Origin of the sequence: Caballeronia sp. J97 (assembly GCF_905220305.1) — a bacterium.
Taxonomy (GTDB): Bacteria; Pseudomonadota; Gammaproteobacteria; order Burkholderiales; family Burkholderiaceae; genus Caballeronia.
In genome coordinates this window covers 58,683-77,380 of sequence record NZ_CAJMZL010000018.1, presented here as the reverse complement: position 1 = coordinate 77,380, position 18,698 = coordinate 58,683, and the positions used below count along the sequence as shown (strand labels likewise).

At 65.5% G+C, this 18,698-nt stretch carries 19 protein-coding genes; 14 read left to right on the top strand and 5 right to left on the bottom strand.

The features are described from left to right. Nucleotide 1: 1 nt before the first annotated feature. The 6 genes from U4Y90_RS22100 (at nucleotide 2) to U4Y90_RS22075 (ending at nucleotide 6,491) form a co-directional block, all read left to right on the top strand. On the top strand, nucleotides 2-853 hold the full coding sequence (locus tag U4Y90_RS22100) for a MipA/OmpV family protein (RefSeq protein ID WP_321797824.1): 852 nt from the start codon (nucleotides 2-4) through the stop codon (nucleotides 851-853). Beyond that, the gene (locus tag U4Y90_RS22095) at nucleotides 846-1,655 is read left to right on the top strand and encodes a lysophospholipid acyltransferase family protein (RefSeq protein ID WP_321797728.1); all 810 of its coding nucleotides are present in this window, start codon (nucleotides 846-848) and stop codon (nucleotides 1,653-1,655) included. Before U4Y90_RS22100 ends, U4Y90_RS22095 begins: the two co-directional genes overlap by 8 nt. 62 nt (nucleotides 1,656-1,717) lie before the next feature. Further along, nucleotides 1,718-2,485: a glycosyltransferase family 2 protein gene (locus U4Y90_RS22090; RefSeq protein ID WP_321797726.1), complete on the top strand. Its 768-nt coding sequence runs from the start codon at nucleotides 1,718-1,720 to the stop codon at nucleotides 2,483-2,485. Between the two features lie 189 nt (nucleotides 2,486-2,674). Beyond that, nucleotides 2,675-3,397 carry a gluconate 2-dehydrogenase subunit 3 family protein gene (locus tag U4Y90_RS22085; RefSeq protein WP_321797724.1) on the top strand — a complete coding sequence of 241 codons (723 nt, stop codon included), beginning with the start codon at nucleotides 2,675-2,677 and terminating at the stop codon, nucleotides 3,395-3,397. A 3-nt stretch (nucleotides 3,398-3,400) separates the two neighbouring features. Beyond that, nucleotides 3,401-5,176, top strand: coding sequence for a GMC family oxidoreductase (locus tag U4Y90_RS22080; RefSeq protein WP_321797723.1), 1,776 nt, complete (start codon nucleotides 3,401-3,403; stop codon nucleotides 5,174-5,176). A 10-nt stretch (nucleotides 5,177-5,186) separates the two neighbouring features. Continuing rightward, nucleotides 5,187-6,491, top strand: a complete 1,305-nt coding sequence (locus U4Y90_RS22075) for a c-type cytochrome (protein ID WP_415749399.1) — start codon at nucleotides 5,187-5,189, stop codon at nucleotides 6,489-6,491. Between the two features lie 3 nt (nucleotides 6,492-6,494). Here U4Y90_RS22075 and U4Y90_RS22070 read toward each other — a convergent pair whose 3' ends face one another. From U4Y90_RS22070 to U4Y90_RS22055, 4 genes are all read right to left on the bottom strand, one after another. Then, complete coding sequence (locus U4Y90_RS22070; RefSeq protein ID WP_321797721.1) at nucleotides 6,495-8,480, bottom strand: glycoside hydrolase family 28 protein; 1,986 nt, start codon at nucleotides 8,478-8,480, stop codon at nucleotides 6,495-6,497. A 229-nt stretch (nucleotides 8,481-8,709) separates the two neighbouring features. Further along, complete coding sequence (locus U4Y90_RS22065; protein ID WP_321797719.1) at nucleotides 8,710-10,038, bottom strand: HAMP domain-containing sensor histidine kinase; 1,329 nt, start codon at nucleotides 10,036-10,038, stop codon at nucleotides 8,710-8,712. Beyond that, nucleotides 10,035-10,778: a response regulator gene (locus U4Y90_RS22060; protein WP_321797717.1), complete on the bottom strand. Its 744-nt coding sequence runs from the start codon at nucleotides 10,776-10,778 to the stop codon at nucleotides 10,035-10,037. Before U4Y90_RS22060 ends, U4Y90_RS22065 begins: the two co-directional genes overlap by 4 nt. After that, a complete protein-coding gene (locus U4Y90_RS22055; protein WP_167390430.1) occupies nucleotides 10,765-10,908 on the bottom strand; it encodes a hypothetical protein in 144 nt (47 codons plus the stop codon). Before U4Y90_RS22055 ends, U4Y90_RS22060 begins: the two co-directional genes overlap by 14 nt. A gap of 239 nt (nucleotides 10,909-11,147) precedes the next feature. Between U4Y90_RS22055 and U4Y90_RS22050 the strand changes: the two genes are divergently transcribed. From U4Y90_RS22050 to U4Y90_RS22015, 8 genes are all read left to right on the top strand, one after another. Further along, nucleotides 11,148-11,687 (top strand): thioredoxin family protein, encoded by a 540-nt coding sequence (locus tag U4Y90_RS22050; protein WP_321797714.1) that lies wholly within the window; start codon nucleotides 11,148-11,150, stop codon nucleotides 11,685-11,687. 202 nt (nucleotides 11,688-11,889) lie between these two features. Then, nucleotides 11,890-12,108, top strand: coding sequence for a DUF4148 domain-containing protein (locus U4Y90_RS22045; RefSeq protein ID WP_321797712.1), 219 nt, complete (start codon nucleotides 11,890-11,892; stop codon nucleotides 12,106-12,108). 47 nt (nucleotides 12,109-12,155) lie between these two features. Further along, complete coding sequence (locus U4Y90_RS22040) at nucleotides 12,156-12,428, top strand: hypothetical protein (protein ID WP_321797710.1); 273 nt, start codon at nucleotides 12,156-12,158, stop codon at nucleotides 12,426-12,428. A 36-nt stretch (nucleotides 12,429-12,464) separates the two neighbouring features. Continuing rightward, nucleotides 12,465-12,881, top strand: a complete 417-nt coding sequence (locus tag U4Y90_RS22035; RefSeq protein ID WP_321797708.1) for an organic hydroperoxide resistance protein — start codon at nucleotides 12,465-12,467, stop codon at nucleotides 12,879-12,881. Between the two features lie 69 nt (nucleotides 12,882-12,950). Beyond that, entirely contained in the window at nucleotides 12,951-13,874 is a 924-nt protein-coding gene (locus tag U4Y90_RS22030; RefSeq protein ID WP_321797706.1) for a LysR family transcriptional regulator, read from the top strand. Between the two features lie 109 nt (nucleotides 13,875-13,983). Beyond that, a complete protein-coding gene (locus tag U4Y90_RS22025) occupies nucleotides 13,984-15,186 on the top strand; it encodes a YbfB/YjiJ family MFS transporter (protein ID WP_321797704.1) in 1,203 nt (400 codons plus the stop codon). Continuing rightward, the gene (locus U4Y90_RS22020) at nucleotides 15,183-16,415 is read left to right on the top strand and encodes an MFS transporter (protein ID WP_321797702.1); all 1,233 of its coding nucleotides are present in this window, start codon (nucleotides 15,183-15,185) and stop codon (nucleotides 16,413-16,415) included. The genes U4Y90_RS22025 and U4Y90_RS22020 overlap by 4 nt, the downstream gene beginning before the upstream one ends. A 127-nt stretch (nucleotides 16,416-16,542) precedes the next feature. Beyond that, nucleotides 16,543-17,376, top strand: a complete 834-nt coding sequence (locus tag U4Y90_RS22015) for a serine hydrolase (protein ID WP_321797701.1) — start codon at nucleotides 16,543-16,545, stop codon at nucleotides 17,374-17,376. A gap of 21 nt (nucleotides 17,377-17,397) precedes the next feature. On the opposite strand, the gene U4Y90_RS22010 is transcribed toward U4Y90_RS22015, so the two are convergent. Continuing rightward, the gene (locus U4Y90_RS22010) at nucleotides 17,398-18,672 is read right to left on the bottom strand and encodes an MFS transporter (protein ID WP_321797699.1); all 1,275 of its coding nucleotides are present in this window, start codon (nucleotides 18,670-18,672) and stop codon (nucleotides 17,398-17,400) included. Between the last annotated feature and the right edge of the window lie 26 nt (nucleotides 18,673-18,698).

Here is an 18,698-nt window from a genome sequence, read left to right as displayed (position 1 = left end):
GATGCCGGACTTTCGCGCCTCGCGCCTCGCCATCGTGCTGCTGCTCGTCACGAGTGCAATGGCGCGCGCCGATGAAGCGCCGCCGCCTGACAAGCCGCTGTGGGAGCTCGGCATCGGCATGGGCGTCGCCGCGTTTGCGCACTATCCGGGCTCGGATCAGACGCGCGCGTGGGTCTTTCCGTTTCCCTACGTGATCTATCGCGGCAAGTTCTTTCGTGCCGACCGCGACGGCGTGCGCGGCCAGTTGCTCGATACCGACCGCGTCAATTTCAACATCAGCCTGCTCGGCTCGCTGCCTGTGTCGAGCCGCGACGACAACGCGCGCGCCGGCATGCCGGACCTGAAGCCGACGATCGAAATCGGCCCGTCGATGGAAGTGCATCTGTGGCGCTCGCCGTCGCGCGACATGCTGCTCGATCTGCGGCTGCCGGTGCGCATGGGCATCACGCTGGAATCGTCGCCGAAGACGGTGGGCTGGCAGTTCGAGCCGAACCTGAACCTGGATCTCGTCGATGTCGCGGGCGTGCCGGGACTGCGCGTCGGCATGCTCGCCGGACCGATGTTCGCCGACGGCAAATACAGCGACCACTACTACACCGTCGCGCCGCAATATGCGACGCCGGGGCGCCCGGCCTTTCAGGCGAACGGCGGTTATGCCGGCACGCAGGCGCTGGTGTCGATGTCGCGGCGCTTCAGCCGCTACTGGATCGGCGCATTCATGCGCTATGCGAATCTGGCCGGCGCGAGCTTCGTCGATAGCCCGCTCGTGCGGCAGAAGAGTGTGTTGTCCGGCGGCATCGCGGTGGCGTGGGTGTTCGGGCAGTCGTCGAAAATGGTGGCGAGCGATGAGTGACGCGCACCGGAAAATCGGCGGCGCGGGCGGCAAGGTATCGCTCGGGGGGGCGCTCGAATCCGCGTGGCAATGCGTGGCGTTCTATTTCGCGCTCGTCGTGCTCGCGCTCGTGTGTCTCGCGTGGTTTCCGTTCGCGTGGATTCTGCGGCGCGTGTTGAACGTCGACGCCGGACGGCGCGTCGGACGCGCCATCGTGCAGCGCGTGTGGCATGGCTACTTCGTGCTTCTGCGCACGCTCGGCGCGTGCCGTTTCGATCTCTCGGAACTCGACGCGCTCGCGGGACAGCCCGCGATGATCCTCGCGCCGAATCATCCGTGCCTGCTCGATGCGCTGCTGATCGCGTCGCGCGTGCCCGATACGTGCTGCGTCATGAAAGGCGATGTCGCCGGCAATGTGTTTCTCGGGCCGGGCGCGCTGCTCGCGGGATATATCGTCAACGACACGTCCGTCGGGCTGATTCGCGCCGCCGTCGCCGAACTGCATCGCGGCAGTCCGCTGCTGCTCTTTCCCGAAGGCACGCGCACCGGAAACTCTTCGGTGAATCCGCTGAAGGGCGGCATCGCGCTGATCGCGGCGCGCGCGCAGGCGCCCGTGCAGACGCTCATCATCGAGACCGATTCGGGCTTTCTCGGCAAGGGCTGGCAGATCTTCAGGAAGCCCGCGCTGCCCATCACCTACCGCGTGACGCTCGGCCGCCGCTTCGCGCCGCCGGGACGCGATCACGCCGCGTTGCAGGCATTCATCGCCGAGTTGCAGCGCTTCTACGCGGGCGAGCTCGAACCGCATCGCGCGCGCGACTGAAAGCGTCTGCGTCGGCAGACGATAAAATTCGTCGCATCCCATTCCGTTTTTCGTCTTTCCCCATGCTTTCGACACGCGCATCGTCCACGCATCTCGTCCTGATTCCGAGCTACGATCCCGGCGAAAAAGTCGATGAAACGGTGCGCGGCGCGCGCGAGCAGTGGAATCCGGTGTGGGTGGTCGTCGACGGCAGCACGGACGGCAGCGCCGAGCGTCTCACGAAAATGGCCGAAACGGATTCCGGTTTGCGCGTGATCGTGCTGCCGGAAAATCGCGGCAAGGGCGCGGCGATTCTCGCGGGCCTCGACGAAGCCGCGAAGCTCGGCTTCACGCACGCGCTGACGATGGATTCGGACGGCCAGCATCCCGCCGCGCTGATCCGCACGTTCATGGAAACGTCGATGAGCGCCCCCGCCGCGATGATCCTCGGCCGCCCGAAATTCGATGCAAGCGCGCCACAATTGCGCGTGCAGGGACGCCGCATCTCGAACGGCTGGGCGAATCTCGAGACGCTGTGGATGGGCATCGGCGATTCGCTGTACGGCTTTCGCGTCTATCCGATCGCGCCGCTCGCCGCGCTCATGCGCAAGCAGACATGGATGCGCCGCTTCGACTTCGACCCCGAGGCGGTCGTGCGTCTGTGCTGGCGCGGAGTGCGTCCGATCAATCTCGATGCGCCGGTGCGTTACTTCACGCCGGAAGAGGGCGGCGTTTCGCACTTTCACTACGGCCGCGACAACGTGCTGCTGACATGGATGCACACGCGGCTCTTCCTCGGTTTCGTGATGCGCCTGCCATTGCTCGCATGGCGTCGCGCGACGGGGCGCTGATCGCGTGCAACCATTAAAAAACTGAAACCCGCACGGCGATTTTGTTTGACTGCGTCGCAGCGCCGCGTCCGGCTTTGCATTTTTCCACGTTCGGGGCAGGTCGATAGAAGATACTCGGTAGCGCGAATAAAGTAGCCACTTCGATTTGAACAATCGAGATGCCATTAAATAAAGCGAATCTGCCGAATCATGTCTGTTCCCTTGCCACGCCGCCGTTTCTTACGGCAGGCGCTCGCCGTCCTGCCCGCAGCGACGGTCGCCTCCGGAGCCGCGCTTACACAAGCCGCGTGCAGCCCATCGTCGGAAACGGCGCATGCGTCGTCATCCCGCAACTATCATCCCGCCTACTTCCATGACGCCGAATGGCGTTTCCTGCTCGCCGCGGCGGATCGCCTGATTCCCGAGGACGAGCACGGTCCCGGCGCGCTGAAGGCCGGCGTTCCGGAATTCATCGACCGGCAAATGGAAACGCCGTATGGCTACGGCAAGCTCTGGTACATGCAGGGGCCGTTTCATCCGGATCAGGCGCCCGAAATGGGCTTTCAACTGAATCTTTCGCCGCGCGACATCTATCGCCTGGGCATCAAGGCATGCGACGACTGGTGCGTGCGGCAGCACGACGGCAAGTCATTCGCACAACTCGACATCGCGGCACAGGAATCCACGCTCGCGCAGATGGAGCACGGCGCGATCGAATTCGATTCGCTGCCGTCGCAGATCTTTTTCTCGTATCTGCTCAAGAACACGCGCGAAGGTTTCTTTGCCGATCCGATGTACGGCGGCAACAGGGACATGGTCGGCTGGAAGATGGTCGGCTTCCCTGGCGCTCGGGCGGATTTCGCGGACTGGATCGACAAGCCGGGGGTCCGCTATCCGTATGGCCCGGTATCGATCGACGGAAGACGGGGGTAAGCGGTGGCGATTCAAAAGAAAAAAGTAGATTGCGTGATCGTCGGATTCGGCTGGACCGGCGCGATTCTCGGACAGGAACTGACGGACGCGGGACTCGAAGTCGTCGCGCTCGAACGCGGCGCCATGCGTGACACGCCGACCGACGCGGCTTATCCGAAAGTCATCGATGAACTCGCGCACGTCGGGCGTGGCAAGCTCTTTCAGCATCTGGCCGACGAGACCGTCACGATCCGTCATGGCGTGGACGGTCTCGCGGTGCCCTATCGGCAGCACGGCTCGTTCTTGCTCGGCAATGGCGTCGGCGGCGCGGGCTTTCACTGGAACGGCATGCACTACCGCGCGTTGCCCGAAGAGCTGCAACTGCGTTCGCACTACGAAGCGCGCTACGGCAAAAAGTTCATTCCGGAAGGCATGACCGTTCAGGATTTCGGCGTGACCTACGACGAACTCGAACCGCACTTCGCGTTCGCGGAGAAGGTGTTCGGCACGTCGGGCAAGGCCGGCAATCTGAACGGGCAGCGTCAGGAAGGCGGCAATGCGCTCGAAGGGCGCCGCAGCACCGAGTATCCGACCGCTCCGCTCAGGAACACGCTCGGCGCGCAGCTCTTCGAGAAAGCGGCGCGGGAAGTGGGCTTTCATCCGTATCCCGCGCCGGCGGCGAACGCGTCGGAGCCGTACACGAACCCTTACGGCGTGCGTCTCGGCCCGTGCAACTTCTGCGGCTTTTGCGAGGACTTCGGCTGCTTCATGTATTCGAAGGCGTCGCCGCAGACCACGATCCTTCCGGTGTTGCTGAAGAAGGCCAACTTCGAGCTGCGCACGCACGCTTACGTGACGAAGGTGCTGCTCGACTCCGACAAGAAGCGCGCAACGGGCGTGACCTATATCGACGCGCAAGGCCGCGAAGTCGTGCAGCCCGCCGATATCGTGATCGTCTCGGCGTTCCAGATGCACAACGTGCGCCTGCTGCTGCTTTCGGGCATCGGCAAGCCGTATGACCCGAAGACGGGCGAGGGCGTCGTCGGACGCAACTACGCATATCAGATGAACGGCGGCATCAACGTGCTGCTGCCGAAGGGCACGGTGCTCAATCCGTTCATCGGCACGGGCGCGGGCGGCGTAGCGATGGACGATCTCAACGGCGACCAGTTCGATCACGGCCCGCTCGGCTTTCTCGGCGGCGCGAGCATCCGCCATGTGAACTACGGCGGGCGGCCGATCAACATGACGCCGACGGTGCCCGGTACGCCGGCGTGGGGCAGCAAGTGGAAGGCCGGCGTGACGGACGCTTACCAGCGCTACATGACGATCGGCATTTCCGGCTCGGTGATGCCGTACCGCGACGCCTGTCTCGACCTCGATCCGACGTATCGCGACGCGCACGGCCTGCCGCTGCTGCGCATGACCTTCGACTGGCACGACAACGAATACGCGATGCTCGGCTACATGGGCACGCGCATGGAAGCGGTCGCGCAGGCGATGAAGCCCGAAGCGTATTTCAAGGCGATCCGCAAGAAAGGCGATCACTACGACACGCGCGCCTATCAGTCGACGCACACGACGGGCGGCGCGGTGATGGGTTCATCGCCGAAGACGAGCGTGGTGAACAAGTATCTGCAGAGCTGGGACGTGCACAACGTATTCGTGATGGGCGCGTCCGCGTTTCCTCAGAACATGGGCTACAACCCGACAGGTGTCGTCGCAGCACTGGCGTTCCACGCCGCGAAGGCGATCCGCGAGCAGTATCTGAAGCAGCCGGCTCCGCTGGTGCAGGCCTGAGGAGACGGCGATGAACATGAACAAACTCACGGCGGCGCTTCTTTCGGCGGCATGCTTCGCGGTTGCGGCGCCCGCCTGCGCGTCGGCCAGCGCGGACGCGCAATTGATCGAACGCGGCCGCTATCTCGCCAGCGTCGGCGATTGCGCCGCCTGCCACACGACGCCGGGCGGCAGGCCGTTCGCGGGCGGCGTCGGCATCGGGTCGCCGGTCGGCATGATCTATTCGAGCAACATCACGCCGGACAAGCAGACCGGCATCGGCGCATATACGTTCGAGGACTTCGAGCGCGCGGTGCGGCAGGGCATCGCGAAGGACGGAACGACGCTCTATCCCGCGATGCCGTACGCGTCGTATGCGGTCGTGAAGTCATCGGACGTCAAGGCGCTTTACGCCTATTTCATGAACGGTGTGCAAGCGGTTTCTCAGCCGAATCACGCGAACGGCATTCCGTGGCCGCTCTCGATGCGCTGGCCGTTGCGCTTCTGGCGCATGATGTTCGCGCCGTCGCCGGTTGCCGCCGACACGCCCGTCAGCGGCGATTCGGCCGCGCGCGGACGCTATCTCGTGGAAGGGCTCGGGCATTGCGGCTCGTGTCACACGCCGCGCGGCATCGGCTTGCAGGAGAAGGCGCTCGGCGACGCCGATCCGCTGTATCTGTCCGGCGGCGTCGTCGACGGCTATCTGGCGAAGAGCCTGCGCGGCGACGTCAAGGACGGGCTCGGCGGATGGAGCGAGGCGGATATCGTCGCGCTGCTCAAGAGCGGGCGTACCGCGCATGCGGCTGCGTTCGGCGGTATGAAGGACGTCGTCGAAGACAGCACGCAGCATATGAGCGACACGGATCTGATGGCGATCGCGCGCTATCTGAAGACGCTTTCGCCCGTTCGCCCGCCGGAACCGGCATTGAAGGCCGACGATGCGGCAACGCTCGCGCTGCGCACCGGAACCGTCTCGGGTAACGGCGCGCTGACCTATGTCGATAACTGCGCGGCCTGCCATCGCACGAGCGGCGCGGGTTACGGCGGCACGTTCCCGCGTCTCGGGCTCAATCCGGTCGTGAACTCGGATGATCCGAGCTCGCTCATCACGCTGGTGCTGAAGGGCGGCGAAGTGCCGTGGACGAAGGCTGCGCCGACGCACTACGGCATGCCCGGCTTCGCACAACGTCTGACCGACCGCGATATCGCCGATGTGCTCACCTTCGTGCGATCGAGCTGGGGCAATCGCGCCCCCGCGGTGACGGCCGATCAGGTCCGCAAGCTGCGCAAGAGCGTTCGCGCGAACCCGCAGCCCGAGCGGCCGGAAAACGGCTGATCGCTAACGCGGATCGCTGACGGTCGAGTTCATCGTCACACCCGCGATCACCGTGTTCTTCAAGTTGATGTCGTGCACGTTGTACGCGTAGATCGGTCCCGGCGTCGTCGCGGTGGCGGGGCCGGCCGCGACCGGCGTGCCGAAGTCGCAGTCCGTGATCGTGACGCCGGTGATCGCGGGAATCGCCGGCGTCGGCGCGGGACCGTTGTAGTCGAACGCGACCGGACCTTGCGCGACGATCGCCTGAAAGCATGATCCGTTGACGCCGTTCAGCGACACGTTGCTCGCCTTCACGTTCGAGATGTTCACGTTCTGCACGAGCGCGGGCCGCGTGCGGATCGCGTCCTTCGACGGCTGGTAGTCGCAATCGAACGTGATGATGCCGCCCTGGGACGCCGACGGATTCGCCGCCGTCGCCGTCACCACGCCGATGGGCACCGTCGAATTGATCGGGCTGCCCGCGAGCATGCTGCTGCCATAGCCGGAAGGCGTGAGGCTGACGCCGTTGGGCAGCGTCACGTTGTCGACGTAGAAGTCCTTCACGAAGCCGCCGCGATTCATGTTCGTCTTGATGCGGATCGCGATGTTCAGCGAGTTCGTCGCCCAGAACTTGTTGAGCATCTGCAGATTGCGCGCGTAGATTTTCTGCACGCCGCCACCCATTTCGCTGCCGAGCGTGATGCCGCCGTGCCCGCTGTTCATCGTGCAGTTCTGGATGACGTGGTTCTGCGCCGGGCCGTACTGCGTGTCGAGATCCTTGCCCGACTTGATCGCGATGCAGTCGTCGCCGGTATTGAAGGTGACGTTCTCGCACAGGACCGTGTCGCAAGCGTCGGGGTCGAAGCCGTCGTTGTTCGGGCCGATGCTGTCCACCGTCACGCCGCGCATCACGACATTCTGGCAATCGGTCGGATGATGCTGCCAGAACGGCGTGTTGTTCGTGCGATAGGTTTCCATCAGCACGTTCGTGCAGCCGATGAACTCCACCATGCACGGCCGCAGGTAATGGCCGATGCCGAAGATGCGCTTTTCGATCGCGACGCCCGCTTCCGACAGCGCGGGCAGGTAGTTCTGGTCCTGTTGCCAGGGCGTGGCGGGATCGGTGAGTTTGGCGTAGAGCGTATCGGCGATGCCGGGCACGGCGGTCTTCAGATCGACGTTGTTCGCATTGATCGATGCCTGCGAGGGCGTCGACGAATTCACGCAGCCATAGACGCCGCTATTGCCCTTCCACGTCCACCAGCACGTCGCGGTGTTGCCGCTGCCGGCGAAGGGCGTCATCGCCTGGCCGTTGAGCACCGAGGTGTCGCCTTCGCCCGTCACCGCGATGTTCTTCTGGTTGCGCGCATAGACCGGCGGTCCGTAATTGAGGCAGTCGTTCGCCTGCCAGCGGCTGTAGTAGAGCTTGCCGTTCGCGCCGCAGTCGACCGGGCCGTCCTTCGCATAGTCGGCCGGGTTCGGGCTGAAGTAGATCGTGCAGTTCGCGCTCAGGTGAAAGTCGACGTTCGACAGCAGCACGATCGGACCCGCGCAATACCAGGTGCCCGACGGCACCACGACATGTCCGCCGCCCGCCGCGTTGCACGCCGTGATGGCGGCGAGAAACGCGGGGCGCGAGTCGAAGGAGCCCGGCGCGTTGGTCTGGTCGGCGCCGGTGCTCAAGGGCGATTTCGCCGGGTCGGTGTACGGATTCGTCGCCGCGACGACCGCGCACGGCTTCGCGCCGTAATCGGTGACGAGGAACTGGCGGCTCGGAAACATCGACGTCGAAACACTCTTCAGCGCGTTCACGATTTGCGTCGCCGAGCCGGTCGAACCCCAGATCGGGTCTTGCGCGGTGGGCGGCGTCGAGCCGGAGCCGTCGTCGTCGTGACCGCCGCAGCCCGCGAGCATGCCGAATGTGCCCATCGCGCCAAGCAGTGGGGCGCTCGCCGACAGGCCCGCGAACTTCACGAACGTACGGCGCGCGCGGTTGTGAGGGTGTTTCATCGATTGTCTCCTGATCCGGTGCATCCGGTTTTATGTGGGAATCGGCGCGAAAGACGACGCTCAAACAAACGATGTCGTATGACTGGAGCGGCGCAAAAAGGTGTGTTCGCTGTCCGCGGTGTGCGCAAGGAAAACGTTATCCTGGCGGGGCGAGGTGCGTCAACTTAGTGCTAACGTGTAGGTCGGAAATATAGGACGTCATATGTGATGGCGCCCGGAAAAAACTACTTTAGGCGGCCTTTTTGAGGATGAGCCGCGCTTCGAGTCCGCCGCCTTCCCGATGATGCAGCGTGAGCGACGCGTCCATCGCGAGGGTGAGCTGGCGCGCGATCGCGAGACCTAGCCCGGTGCCGCCGGTTTGCCGGTTGCGCGAACCTTCCAGCCGCACGAACGGCTCGAACACCGCTTCCAGCGATTGCTCCGGAATGCCCGGTCCGCGATCGAGCACGCAGACCAGGGCGCGGCCGTCGGCGCGCGTGGCGACTTCGATTTCCGCCGCGCCGGCGTACTTGATCGCGTTGTCGACGAGATTGCCCACGACGCGCTTCAGCGCCTGCGGCGGCGCCATCAACGCGCCGCCGATGCTGCCGGACAGCGTCACGGATTGCCCGGCATCGAGATAATCGTTGACGATGCTTTCGAACAGCGCGTCCGGATCGATGCGGCGCGGCGCTTCGTTCGTGCCGTGCAACGTGCGCGCGTAGGTCACGCCTTCCTTCACGAGCGATTCCATCTCCTTCAGGTCCTGCTGAAGCTTCGCGCCGGTCGACTCGTCGTCCATCACCTCGACGCGCAGGCGCATGCGCGTGATCGGCGTCTGCAGATCGTGCGTGATCGCCGCGAGGATCTGCATGCGCTGGGCCATGTACATCGAGACGCGGTCCTGCATCGCGTTGAATGCCCTGGCGGCGCGCGCGACTTCCTCCGGCCCGGATTCCGGCAGACGCTCGGCCTTGAGATCGGGGCCGAGCGTGTCGGCGGCGCTGGCGAGACGCTTGAGCGGACCGGTCGCGAGCCGCACCGCGAGCCAGCAGCACGCGCCGAGCACGATCAGTTGCAGCACGAGAACGAGCGGGAGCCAGCCGGAGAGCGGCGTGCCGACCATCGGGCGCATGTCGATGGTGAGCGGCGAGCCGTCCGACAGACGCAGATGCACCTGAAAACGCTCCTTGTCGCCGGGCACGGCATTGACCGTCAGCGGATAGCGCTTGCCGATGCCTTCTCCGATCGCGTGTGCGAAACGCTCCGACAACGCGGCATCGGGCGGCGTGCCGGTCACCCCGGGCCCGAGTATGAATTCGTAGCTGCGCCGCGCGAGACGCGGCGCCCACTGCGCGCGTTCGTCGGCCGGAAGGTGATCGAGCAGTGCGACCGAACTGGCGACTTCGCGCTCCACGTAGCCCATCATCATGCTGGTCATCGAATCGTCGCGCTCGCGCATCGTCAAGAGGAACGAGAAGGTCTGCGCGAGCGCCAGCCCGACGACGAGTATCAGCGCAAGCCGCGCGAACAGCGTGCGCGGCCAGTGCAGCAGTGAGGTCGGCGGCACGCTGCTCATCGAGACGACTCGACCGGTTTGACTTCTGCCGAAAACACATAGCCTTCGCTGCGCAAGGTCTTGATGTAGCGCGGCTCGCGGGCGGTGTCGCGCAGGCGCTGGCGCAGGCGCGACACGAGCAGGTCGATGGAGCGGTCGAACGCGTCGGCCTGGCGGCCTTGTGTCAGGTTTAGCAACTGATCGCGCGTGAGCACGCGCTGGGCGTTGTCGAGAAAGACGCGCAGCAGGCGGTATTCCGCGCCCGACAGCGAGACCATCGTGCCTTCGGCATCGAGCAGATGACGCGCGGTCGTGTCGAGCCGCCAGTCGCCGAATCCCAGCATCTGCGAGGATTCGTTCACTTCCATTCCAGGCGGCAACATGCGCGTGCGGCGCAGCACCGAACGGATGCGCGCGAGCAGCTCGCGCACGGCGAAAGGCTTGGGCAGGTAATCGTCGGCGCCCATTTCGAGGCCGAGAATGCGGTCCGCTTCCTCGTTGCGCGCGGTGAGCATCAGCACGGGCACGTCGCGGAACTTGCCCGCGCGCAGCTCGCGGCACAGCACGAGACCGTCCTCGCCGGGCAGCATCAGATCGAGCACGATCAGATCCGGCGCGCCTTGCTGCTCCAGCACGGCGCGCATCTGCCGGCCGTTCGCCGCGAGCGACACGCGCATGCCGTTCTTTTCGAGGTAGGTGGCGAGGAGTTCCCGGATGCCGCGATCGTCGTCGACGATCAATACGTGATCAGTGGTTTCCATCGATGGATCGTTGTCGTTGACGCTTGAGTTGCACCCGGCTCGGGCTGACCAGCAGACACTGAACCGGATGGGCCATTTCCGTCGCGATCCCGCCGACGAGAAAAGCGAGGACCGCCAGCATGCGTTTCATTCGAAGCTCCCGCTGATGACGCGATGTCTGCGTTATAGCGCGCTTCGGCGGAGGTTTTGTATCGCAGTGTATCTCGCATGTCACGCGATACATAACATTGCGCAATGCGCCTTGCGCCGACACAAGCGGGATACGCGCGCGCAGTCCAATGCGGTCATGCCGACGCAATCGCCGGCTCGCCGGGGCGACATGTCCATGTCACGCCGCCCCGCTTCCTACCGCATCCAAAGGACTTCGTCATGTTCGCTTCCATCAGGAACGCTGCCGCGTGCGCGGGATTGGCCGCCTGCGCGGCCATCGCGCCCGCGCACGCCGACGCGCCCGCAAGCGCTCACGTCAACGCAACTGCCGCGCCGGAATTCGCCGGCATCGACACGTGGCTCAACAGCGAGCCGCTCACGCTCGCGCAGTTGCGCGGCAAGGTCGTGCTCGTCGATTTCTGGACCTTCGCGTGCGGCAACTGCATCAATACGCTGCCGGCCGTGAAGTCGTGGCATCAGAAGTACAAGGACAAGGGGCTCGTCGTGATCGGCGTGCATACGCCCGAGTTTCCGTTCGAGCAGGACACGAACAACGTGAAGCGCGCGATCGAGCGCTTCGGCATCGCGTATCCGGTCGCGCAGGACAACCGCTACGCGACCTGGGCCGCGTACGGCAACCAGTACTGGCCGGCGTTCTATCTGATCGACAAGCACGGACGCGTGGCTTACACGCACTTCGGCGAAGGCGATTATGCGCAGACCGAAGCCGCGATCGGCAAGCTCCTGGCCGAGCGCTAGGCCGGGTTCTGTATCGCAATGTATCTGCAACGCACGCGATACAAAACATTGCACAAGGCCCGCTTCCCGGACACAAGCCAGATACCTGCGGGCCTTCAAATACACACAACGACGGCTCACGAGTGACACGCAAGACGAACACCGCGAAGCCCGAGTGCCGCAACTCATTCAATCGACTGATTCACCGCCAAGGAGAAACACCATGAAATCCACGATCGTTGCTTTCGCTCTCGTCGCCGGCGCGCTGACCGGCGTTGCTCACGCCGCCGTGGCGAACACGCCGGTGAGCGTGCAGACCGAACAAGCCGTGGCGAATCACGCCCATGCCGGCAAGACCCGCGCCGAAGTGAAGCGCGAGCTGGTTCAGGCGCAACGCGATGGCCAGATCGCCGCATTGCGCAGTCTCTATCAAGGCAGCTGATCAGCTTGCTTACCCCATTCCCGCATTCACGCAAGAGAGGCCCGATCATGATCAAGCAATTCGTCACCGCCGCAGTCATCGCCATCAGCGCCGTCGCCGCCGGCTCCGCGTTCGCCAGCAGCGGATACGGTCCCGCGCCGCACTACGACCCGCTCGCGGGCGCGCCGTCATCGCAGCGCGGCGTGAGCGCGCAGACCATCGCCAATGAAAGCGCCGCCATGCCGATGCAGTCATACGGCGGCATGAGCGACACGGTTTCGCAATCCGGTGCGCGCGGCGTGACCGCTATCGACACCGCCCGGCTCTTCGCGCATCACTGACCCAATCGACTTTCGAACTCACACGAGGAATTCATCATGACCCAGATCGACACCGTCCTGTACACCGGCAAAACCCGCGTCGTCGGAGGCCGCGAAGGCCATGCGAAAAGCACCGATGGCCGTCTCGACGTCAAACTCTCGCCGCCCGGATCGAGCGGGGCGGGCACCAATCCCGAGCAGATGCTCGCCGCGGGCTGGTCGGCGTGTTTCATCGGCGCGATGGGCAAGGCCGCGGCGAAGCTGAAGACGCGTCTGCCCGCCGAGACCGCCGTCGATGCCGAAGTGGACCTCGGCATGAGCGGTGAAGCGTATCTGCTGCGCGCGCGGCTGAACGTGAGCCTGCCGGGCATCGAGCGCGCGCTCGCGGAGGAGATCGCGCAGATGGCGCATCAGACCTGCCCGTACTCGAAGGCGCTGAAGCACAACATCGACGTGACGATCGCGGTCGTCTGACACGTTTCATCCGTGCGATGCGGTCCGGTAGACTGGGCGCTTCCGATCCGAGCGAAGCACCGAGCCGACATGGACCGAATCGACGCGATGAAAGTGTTCATCGCCACGCTGGACGAAGGCAGTCTGGCGGGCGCGGGGCGGCGGCTCGGCCGCTCGCCCGCCGCCGTGAGCCGGGCGATCGCCTTTCTCGAAGAGCACACCGGCGCGGCGCTGCTCCATCGCACGACGCGCACGATCCGGCTTTCCGAAGCCGGCGAACGTTATGCAGCCGCGTGCCGCCGCATCCTCACCGATCTCGAAGAAGCCGACCTGCTGATCGCGCACGAACGCTCGGCGCCACGCGGGCTGCTGACGATCACCGCGCCCGTCGCGGCCGGCGAAGACCTGCTGCGTCCGCTGCTCGATGATTTCATCGCGCGCTTTCCCGCCGTCTCCGTGCGCCTGCAGATGCTCGACCGTCCCGTGAGCCTGATCGATGAAGGCATCGATGTCGCGTTGCGCATCGCGCATCTGGCGGACTCGACGCTGGTCGCGATTCCGGTCGGCGAAGTGCGGCGCGTCGTGGCCGCGTCGCCGCGCTATCTCGCGAAGCATCCGCATATCGGACGGCCCGCCGATCTCGCTCAGCATCAGATCATTTCGATGACGCATTTCGGCCTCGATTCGTGGAGCTTTCCGACTTCAAGCGGCTCGACCATTCCGCAAGTGGTGCAGTTCGCGCCGCGCCTCATCGTGAACACGGTGCGCGCGGCCGTCGCGTCCGCCGTCGACGGACACGGTCTCACGCGCCTTTTTTCCTATCACGTCGCGAAGGAAGTGAAGGAGGCGACGCTGCGGATCGTGTTGCCGGATAGCGAGCACGCGCCGTTGCCGGTGCATCTGCTGACGCCGCACGGGCGGTTGTCGGTGCCGAAGGTGCGCGCGTTCGTCGACTTCGCCGCGCCGCGTCTGCGCCGCCATTTCAAGCAATTGCGGCTCGATTCGACCGAATAACGGAAGATTGTCTTCCGAATTCCGTCGATTCTCTCGCGTATCGATCGAATATAGACTCGCCTTCATCGACAGGCGCGCAGGCCGCGCCGGACGCAATGATGGAGGCGGTATGCGATACGCAGTCTTGAATCGATCGGAACGCGGGTCGTTCCAGCTCTGGCGCGGCGTGCTCGCCGGCGCGAGCGCGAGTCTCGTCGGCATCGGGCTCGCGCGCTTTGCCTACACGCCGCTGCTGCCGGCGATCATCGGTGCGCACTGGTTTTCCGCGTCGACGGCGGCCTATCTCGGCGCGGCCAATCTCGGCGGATACCTCGCGGGCGCGCTCATCGCCGGTTTGCTGGCGCGGCATGCGCGCGCGGCGACGGTCCTGCGCGCGATGATGGTGATCGCGACCATTGCGTTCGTCGCGTGCGCGTTTCCTGTTTCGTTTCTGTGGTTCTTCGCGTGGCGGTTCCTCTCGGGCATAGCCGGCGGCGCGCTGATGGTGCTCGCCGCGCCGACGATCATCGCGCATGTCGCGCCGTCGCGTCGCGGCTTTGCGAGCGGGGCGATTTTCACGGGCATCGGGCTGGGCATCGCCGCATCGGGGACGATCGTGCCGCTGCTGTTGCGGCAAGGACTGACGCAGACGTGGCTGGGCCTCGCGGCCGTCTCTTTGCTGCTGACGATCGTCGCGTGGAACGGATGGCCGTCGCAGAATGCCGCGGCTTTCTCGCATGGAAATGCGCGCGAACAGGCGAAGGCGTCGCCGCCGCCCGCGTTGCGTGCGCTTTTTGTCGAGTACGCGTTGAATGCGGTCGGTCTCGTGCCGCACATGATCTTTCTCGTCGATTTCGTCGCGCGCGGTCTCGGCAAGGGCGTCGACGCGGGCGCGCAGTTCTGGGTGCTGTACGGGCTCGGCGCGATGGTCGGACCGCTGCTGGCCGGTCATCTCGCGGATCGCGCGGGTTTCGGCCCGGCGTTGCGCGTCGCGTACCTGCTTCAACTGATTGCGGTCGCGTTGCCGGCGGTTTCGTCGAACGCGGGCGTCCTGATGGTGTCGAGCGTGCTGGTCGGCGCGTTCACGCCGGGCATCGTGCCGCTCGTGCTGGGGCGCGTGAACGAATTGCTCGCGCATCATCCGGTCGCGCAGAAGGGCGCATGGAGCACCGCGACGACGGGATTCGCCGTGTTTCAGGCGCTCGCCGCCTACGGCCTCTCGTTCCTGTTTTCGAGCAGCGGCGGTGATTACCGCTTGTTGTTCGTGATCGGCGCGGGCGCGCTTGCAATTGCGCTTGCCGTCGATCTGTTCACCGCATTGAGGTCGAAATGAGCCCGGTCCTTCGAACGTCGATGCCGCCCGGCTACGCCGAACGCAACGGGCAATACTGGCGGCGCAATCTCGCCGTCTGCGTGTTCGGCTCGTTCACCACGCTCGTGAGTCTCAGCATGTTGCTGCCGTTCCTGCCGCTGTATGTGCGGCAGCTCGGCGTGAGTTCGCAGGCGGCGGTGATCGAGTGGTCGGGCGTCGCGTTCAGCGCGACCTTTCTCGGCACCGCCGTCACCGCGCCGCTCTGGGGGCGACTCGCCGACCGCTACGGCCGCAAGCCGATGCTCGTGCGCGCGGCTGTGGGCATGGCGATCGTGATGTCGCTGATCGGCGTCGCGCATTCGGTGCATCAACTGGTCGCGTTGCGTCTGCTCGCGGGACTGATCGGCGGTTATGCGTCGGCGTCGACGGTGATGATCGGCACGCAGGCGCCGCGCGAGCGCGCAGGGTGGGCGCTCGGCATATTGTCGACGGGCGCGCTCGCGGGCAATCTCGCCGGACCGCTCGTCGGCGGCATGTTGCCGGGGCTCATCGGGATTCGCGGGACGTTTTTCGCGGGCGCAGGAATGATCGCGCTCGCCGCGCTGTTCACGATCATCCTCGTGAAGGAGGAGTTCCATCCCGCCGATGCGAACCAGCGCGCGACGCACGCGGCTTCCGCGCAGGCGCATCGCACGAATTACATCGTCGTCGCCGCGCTGCTCGCGACCGCGATGATGGTGCTGCTCGCGAACATGTCGATCGAACCGATCATCACGGTCTACATCGGCAGCCTGGGCGTGATGCCCGATCACGTCGCGCGCATCGCGGGCGTCGTCATGGCGTGCTCCGCGCTCGGCAGCATGCTGACGGCGGCGCGGCTCGGCGCGCTCGCGGACCGCGTCGGAAGCTGGAACGTGATCGTCGGATGTCTCGTGCTGACCGGCCTCGCGATGATTCCGCAGGCGTTCGTGCATCAGTGGTGGCAGCTCGCCGCGCTGCGCATGCTGATGGGCATGACGCTCGCCGGTCTGCTGCCTTCCATTTCGAAGCTCGCGCGCAGCACCGTCGACGAAAGCAGCAGCGGGCAGATGCTCGGCTATCTGCAGTCGGCGCAATTCAGCGGGCAGGTCGTCGGGCCGCTCGTCGGCGGACAGATCGGCGTCTGGTTCGGGCTGCACTCGGTGTTCTTCGTCACGGGCAGTTTGCTGATCGCGTGCGCGGGGCTGGCGTACTGGGCGCGCGGGCGCTGAGATATCGGGCGCGGTTTAAGTTTCACTTAAGACTTGCAACTTACGGTAGCGGACTCCTTCGCCCGTTGTTTCCCCATGTCTCCACATTCGCCGCCACGTGCTTCGATGACGCGCATCTGAACGCGTCATGCTCAAACTCCATCTCTTCTTCATCGTTTTCCTTTTCGCGAGTCTCGTGCCGCTGATCGCGCATGCGAAACGCGTGGCCGGCAAACCGGCACTGCAGGCGCGCGCCGCGATCGCCGTCGATCTGACGACCGGGCGCACGCTCTACGCGAAGCACGCCGACGCGCGCGTGCCGATCGCATCGCTCACCAAGCTGCTCACCGCGATGGTCGTGCTCGACTCGAAGCGCTCGCTGCTCAAGCCGGCGCGCATCACCGATGCCGATGTCGACCGGCTCAAGTGGTCGCGCTCGCGCCTGCCGGTCGGCTCGCTCCTGTTGCGCAAGACGATGCTGCATATCGCGCTGATGTCGTCGGAGAATCGCGCTGCGTTTGCGTTGAGTCGCGACTATCCGGGAGGACGCGCGGGCTTCGTGCGCGCGATGAACCGCACCGCGAAGCGCCTGCACATGAGCCGCAGCCATTTCGTCGATCCGACCGGCCTCTCGCCGCACAATGTATCGAGCGCGCGCGATCTCACGAAGCTCGCGCGCGCGGCGTATCGCTATCCGGCGATCCGCGACTACGCGACCTCGCATCACAAGCTCGTGCTCGGCGGAGACGGTCCGCTCATGTATCGCAACACCGATCCGCTCGTGTACGACGCGGCGTGGCGCGTCGGCTTGCAGAAGACCGGTTTCACGAACGAGGCGGGGCATTGCCTCATCGTCGTCGCGCAGGTGCATGGGCGGCCGACGCTCTTCGTCATCCTCGGCGCGCCCGGCGCGCACGCGCACTTTCAGGACGCGGCGAATCTGCGTAGCTGGTTGCTCAAGCGGCAGGTGCATCGCCGTTGAACGCCGCCGCGGCTCCCGGCATCACGTCGTGGCGAGCGATGCTTCCGTGACAGGCCGGTCGTCGATCGGAAAATGCAGCAGCGCCGCGACGAGACCCGCGACGGCCGTGGCGCCCCAGATCAGCGAGTACGAGCCGGTCGTGTCGAACACGTAGCCGCCGAGCCACGCGCCGAGAAACGATCCGAGCTGGTGACTGAGAAACACGACGCCGAAGAGCGTGCCGAGATGCCGCGTGCCGAACACCTTCGCGATCAGGCCGTTGGTGAGCGGCACCGTGCCGAGCCAGGTCAGTCCCATCACGGCGGCGAAGATGACGACGGACACGCTCGTCGTCGGCAGCAGCACGAAGAGGGCGATCGCGCCGCCGCGAATCAGATAGAGCCACGCGAGCACGTGATGCTGCCGGCAGCGTCCGCCGAGCCAGCCGCATCCCCAACTGCCGAGCATGTTGAACAGGCCGATCAGCGCCAGCGCCGTCGCGCCGAGGCCGACCGGCATATGGCACAGCATCAGATAGCCCGGCAGATGCGTCGCGATGAACGCGAGCTGGAAGCCGCACGTGAAGAAGCCGAGCGTCAGCAGCCGATAGCCGCGATGACGCGACGCATAGGCGAGTGTTTCGCGCAACGGCATCGCGGCGGGTTGCGCGTGCGTTTCATGCGATGCCGATGCCGATGCCGATGCGAGGCGCCGGCGGCTCGCGCGATCGAGCACGATGCCGAGCGGCGCGGCGAGCAGCAGCACGAAGGCGAGCGCGTAGAGCGAGCCCGACACGCCCGCGTGCACGCGCATGGCCTGTGCGAACGGCACCATCAACACTTGCCCGAGCGAGCCGCCCGCGCTGGCGAGGCCCATCGCGACGCTGCGCGTTTGCGGCGACGCGAAGCGCCCGACTGTCGCGAGCACGACACCGAAACTCGTGCAACTGATGCCGATGCCGACGAGCAAGCCGAGGCCGAGCACCAGCATCCAGCCGGAGGTCGCGGCGGCGGCGAGCGCGAGTCCGGCGGCGAAGGTGGCCGCGCCCGTCGCGACGACGGGCGCCGCGCCGTAACGGTCGGCGGCCGCGCCCGCGAACGGCTGCGCGAAGCCCCAAACAAGATTGTGCAGCGCGATCGCAAAGGCGATCAGCGTGACGGGCATCCCGCGATCGAACGAAAACGGCCCGATGAAGAGCCCGAATGTCTGGCGCACGCCCATCGCGGCGCTCAGGATCAGCGCAGCCGCGCCGATGAGCGCCCAGGTCGCGGCGCGGTCCGATCTCGTGCTCGTGCTGGCGGTGGATAGGGACGACATGGCGCGTGTTCCTCCTTGCGGGCATC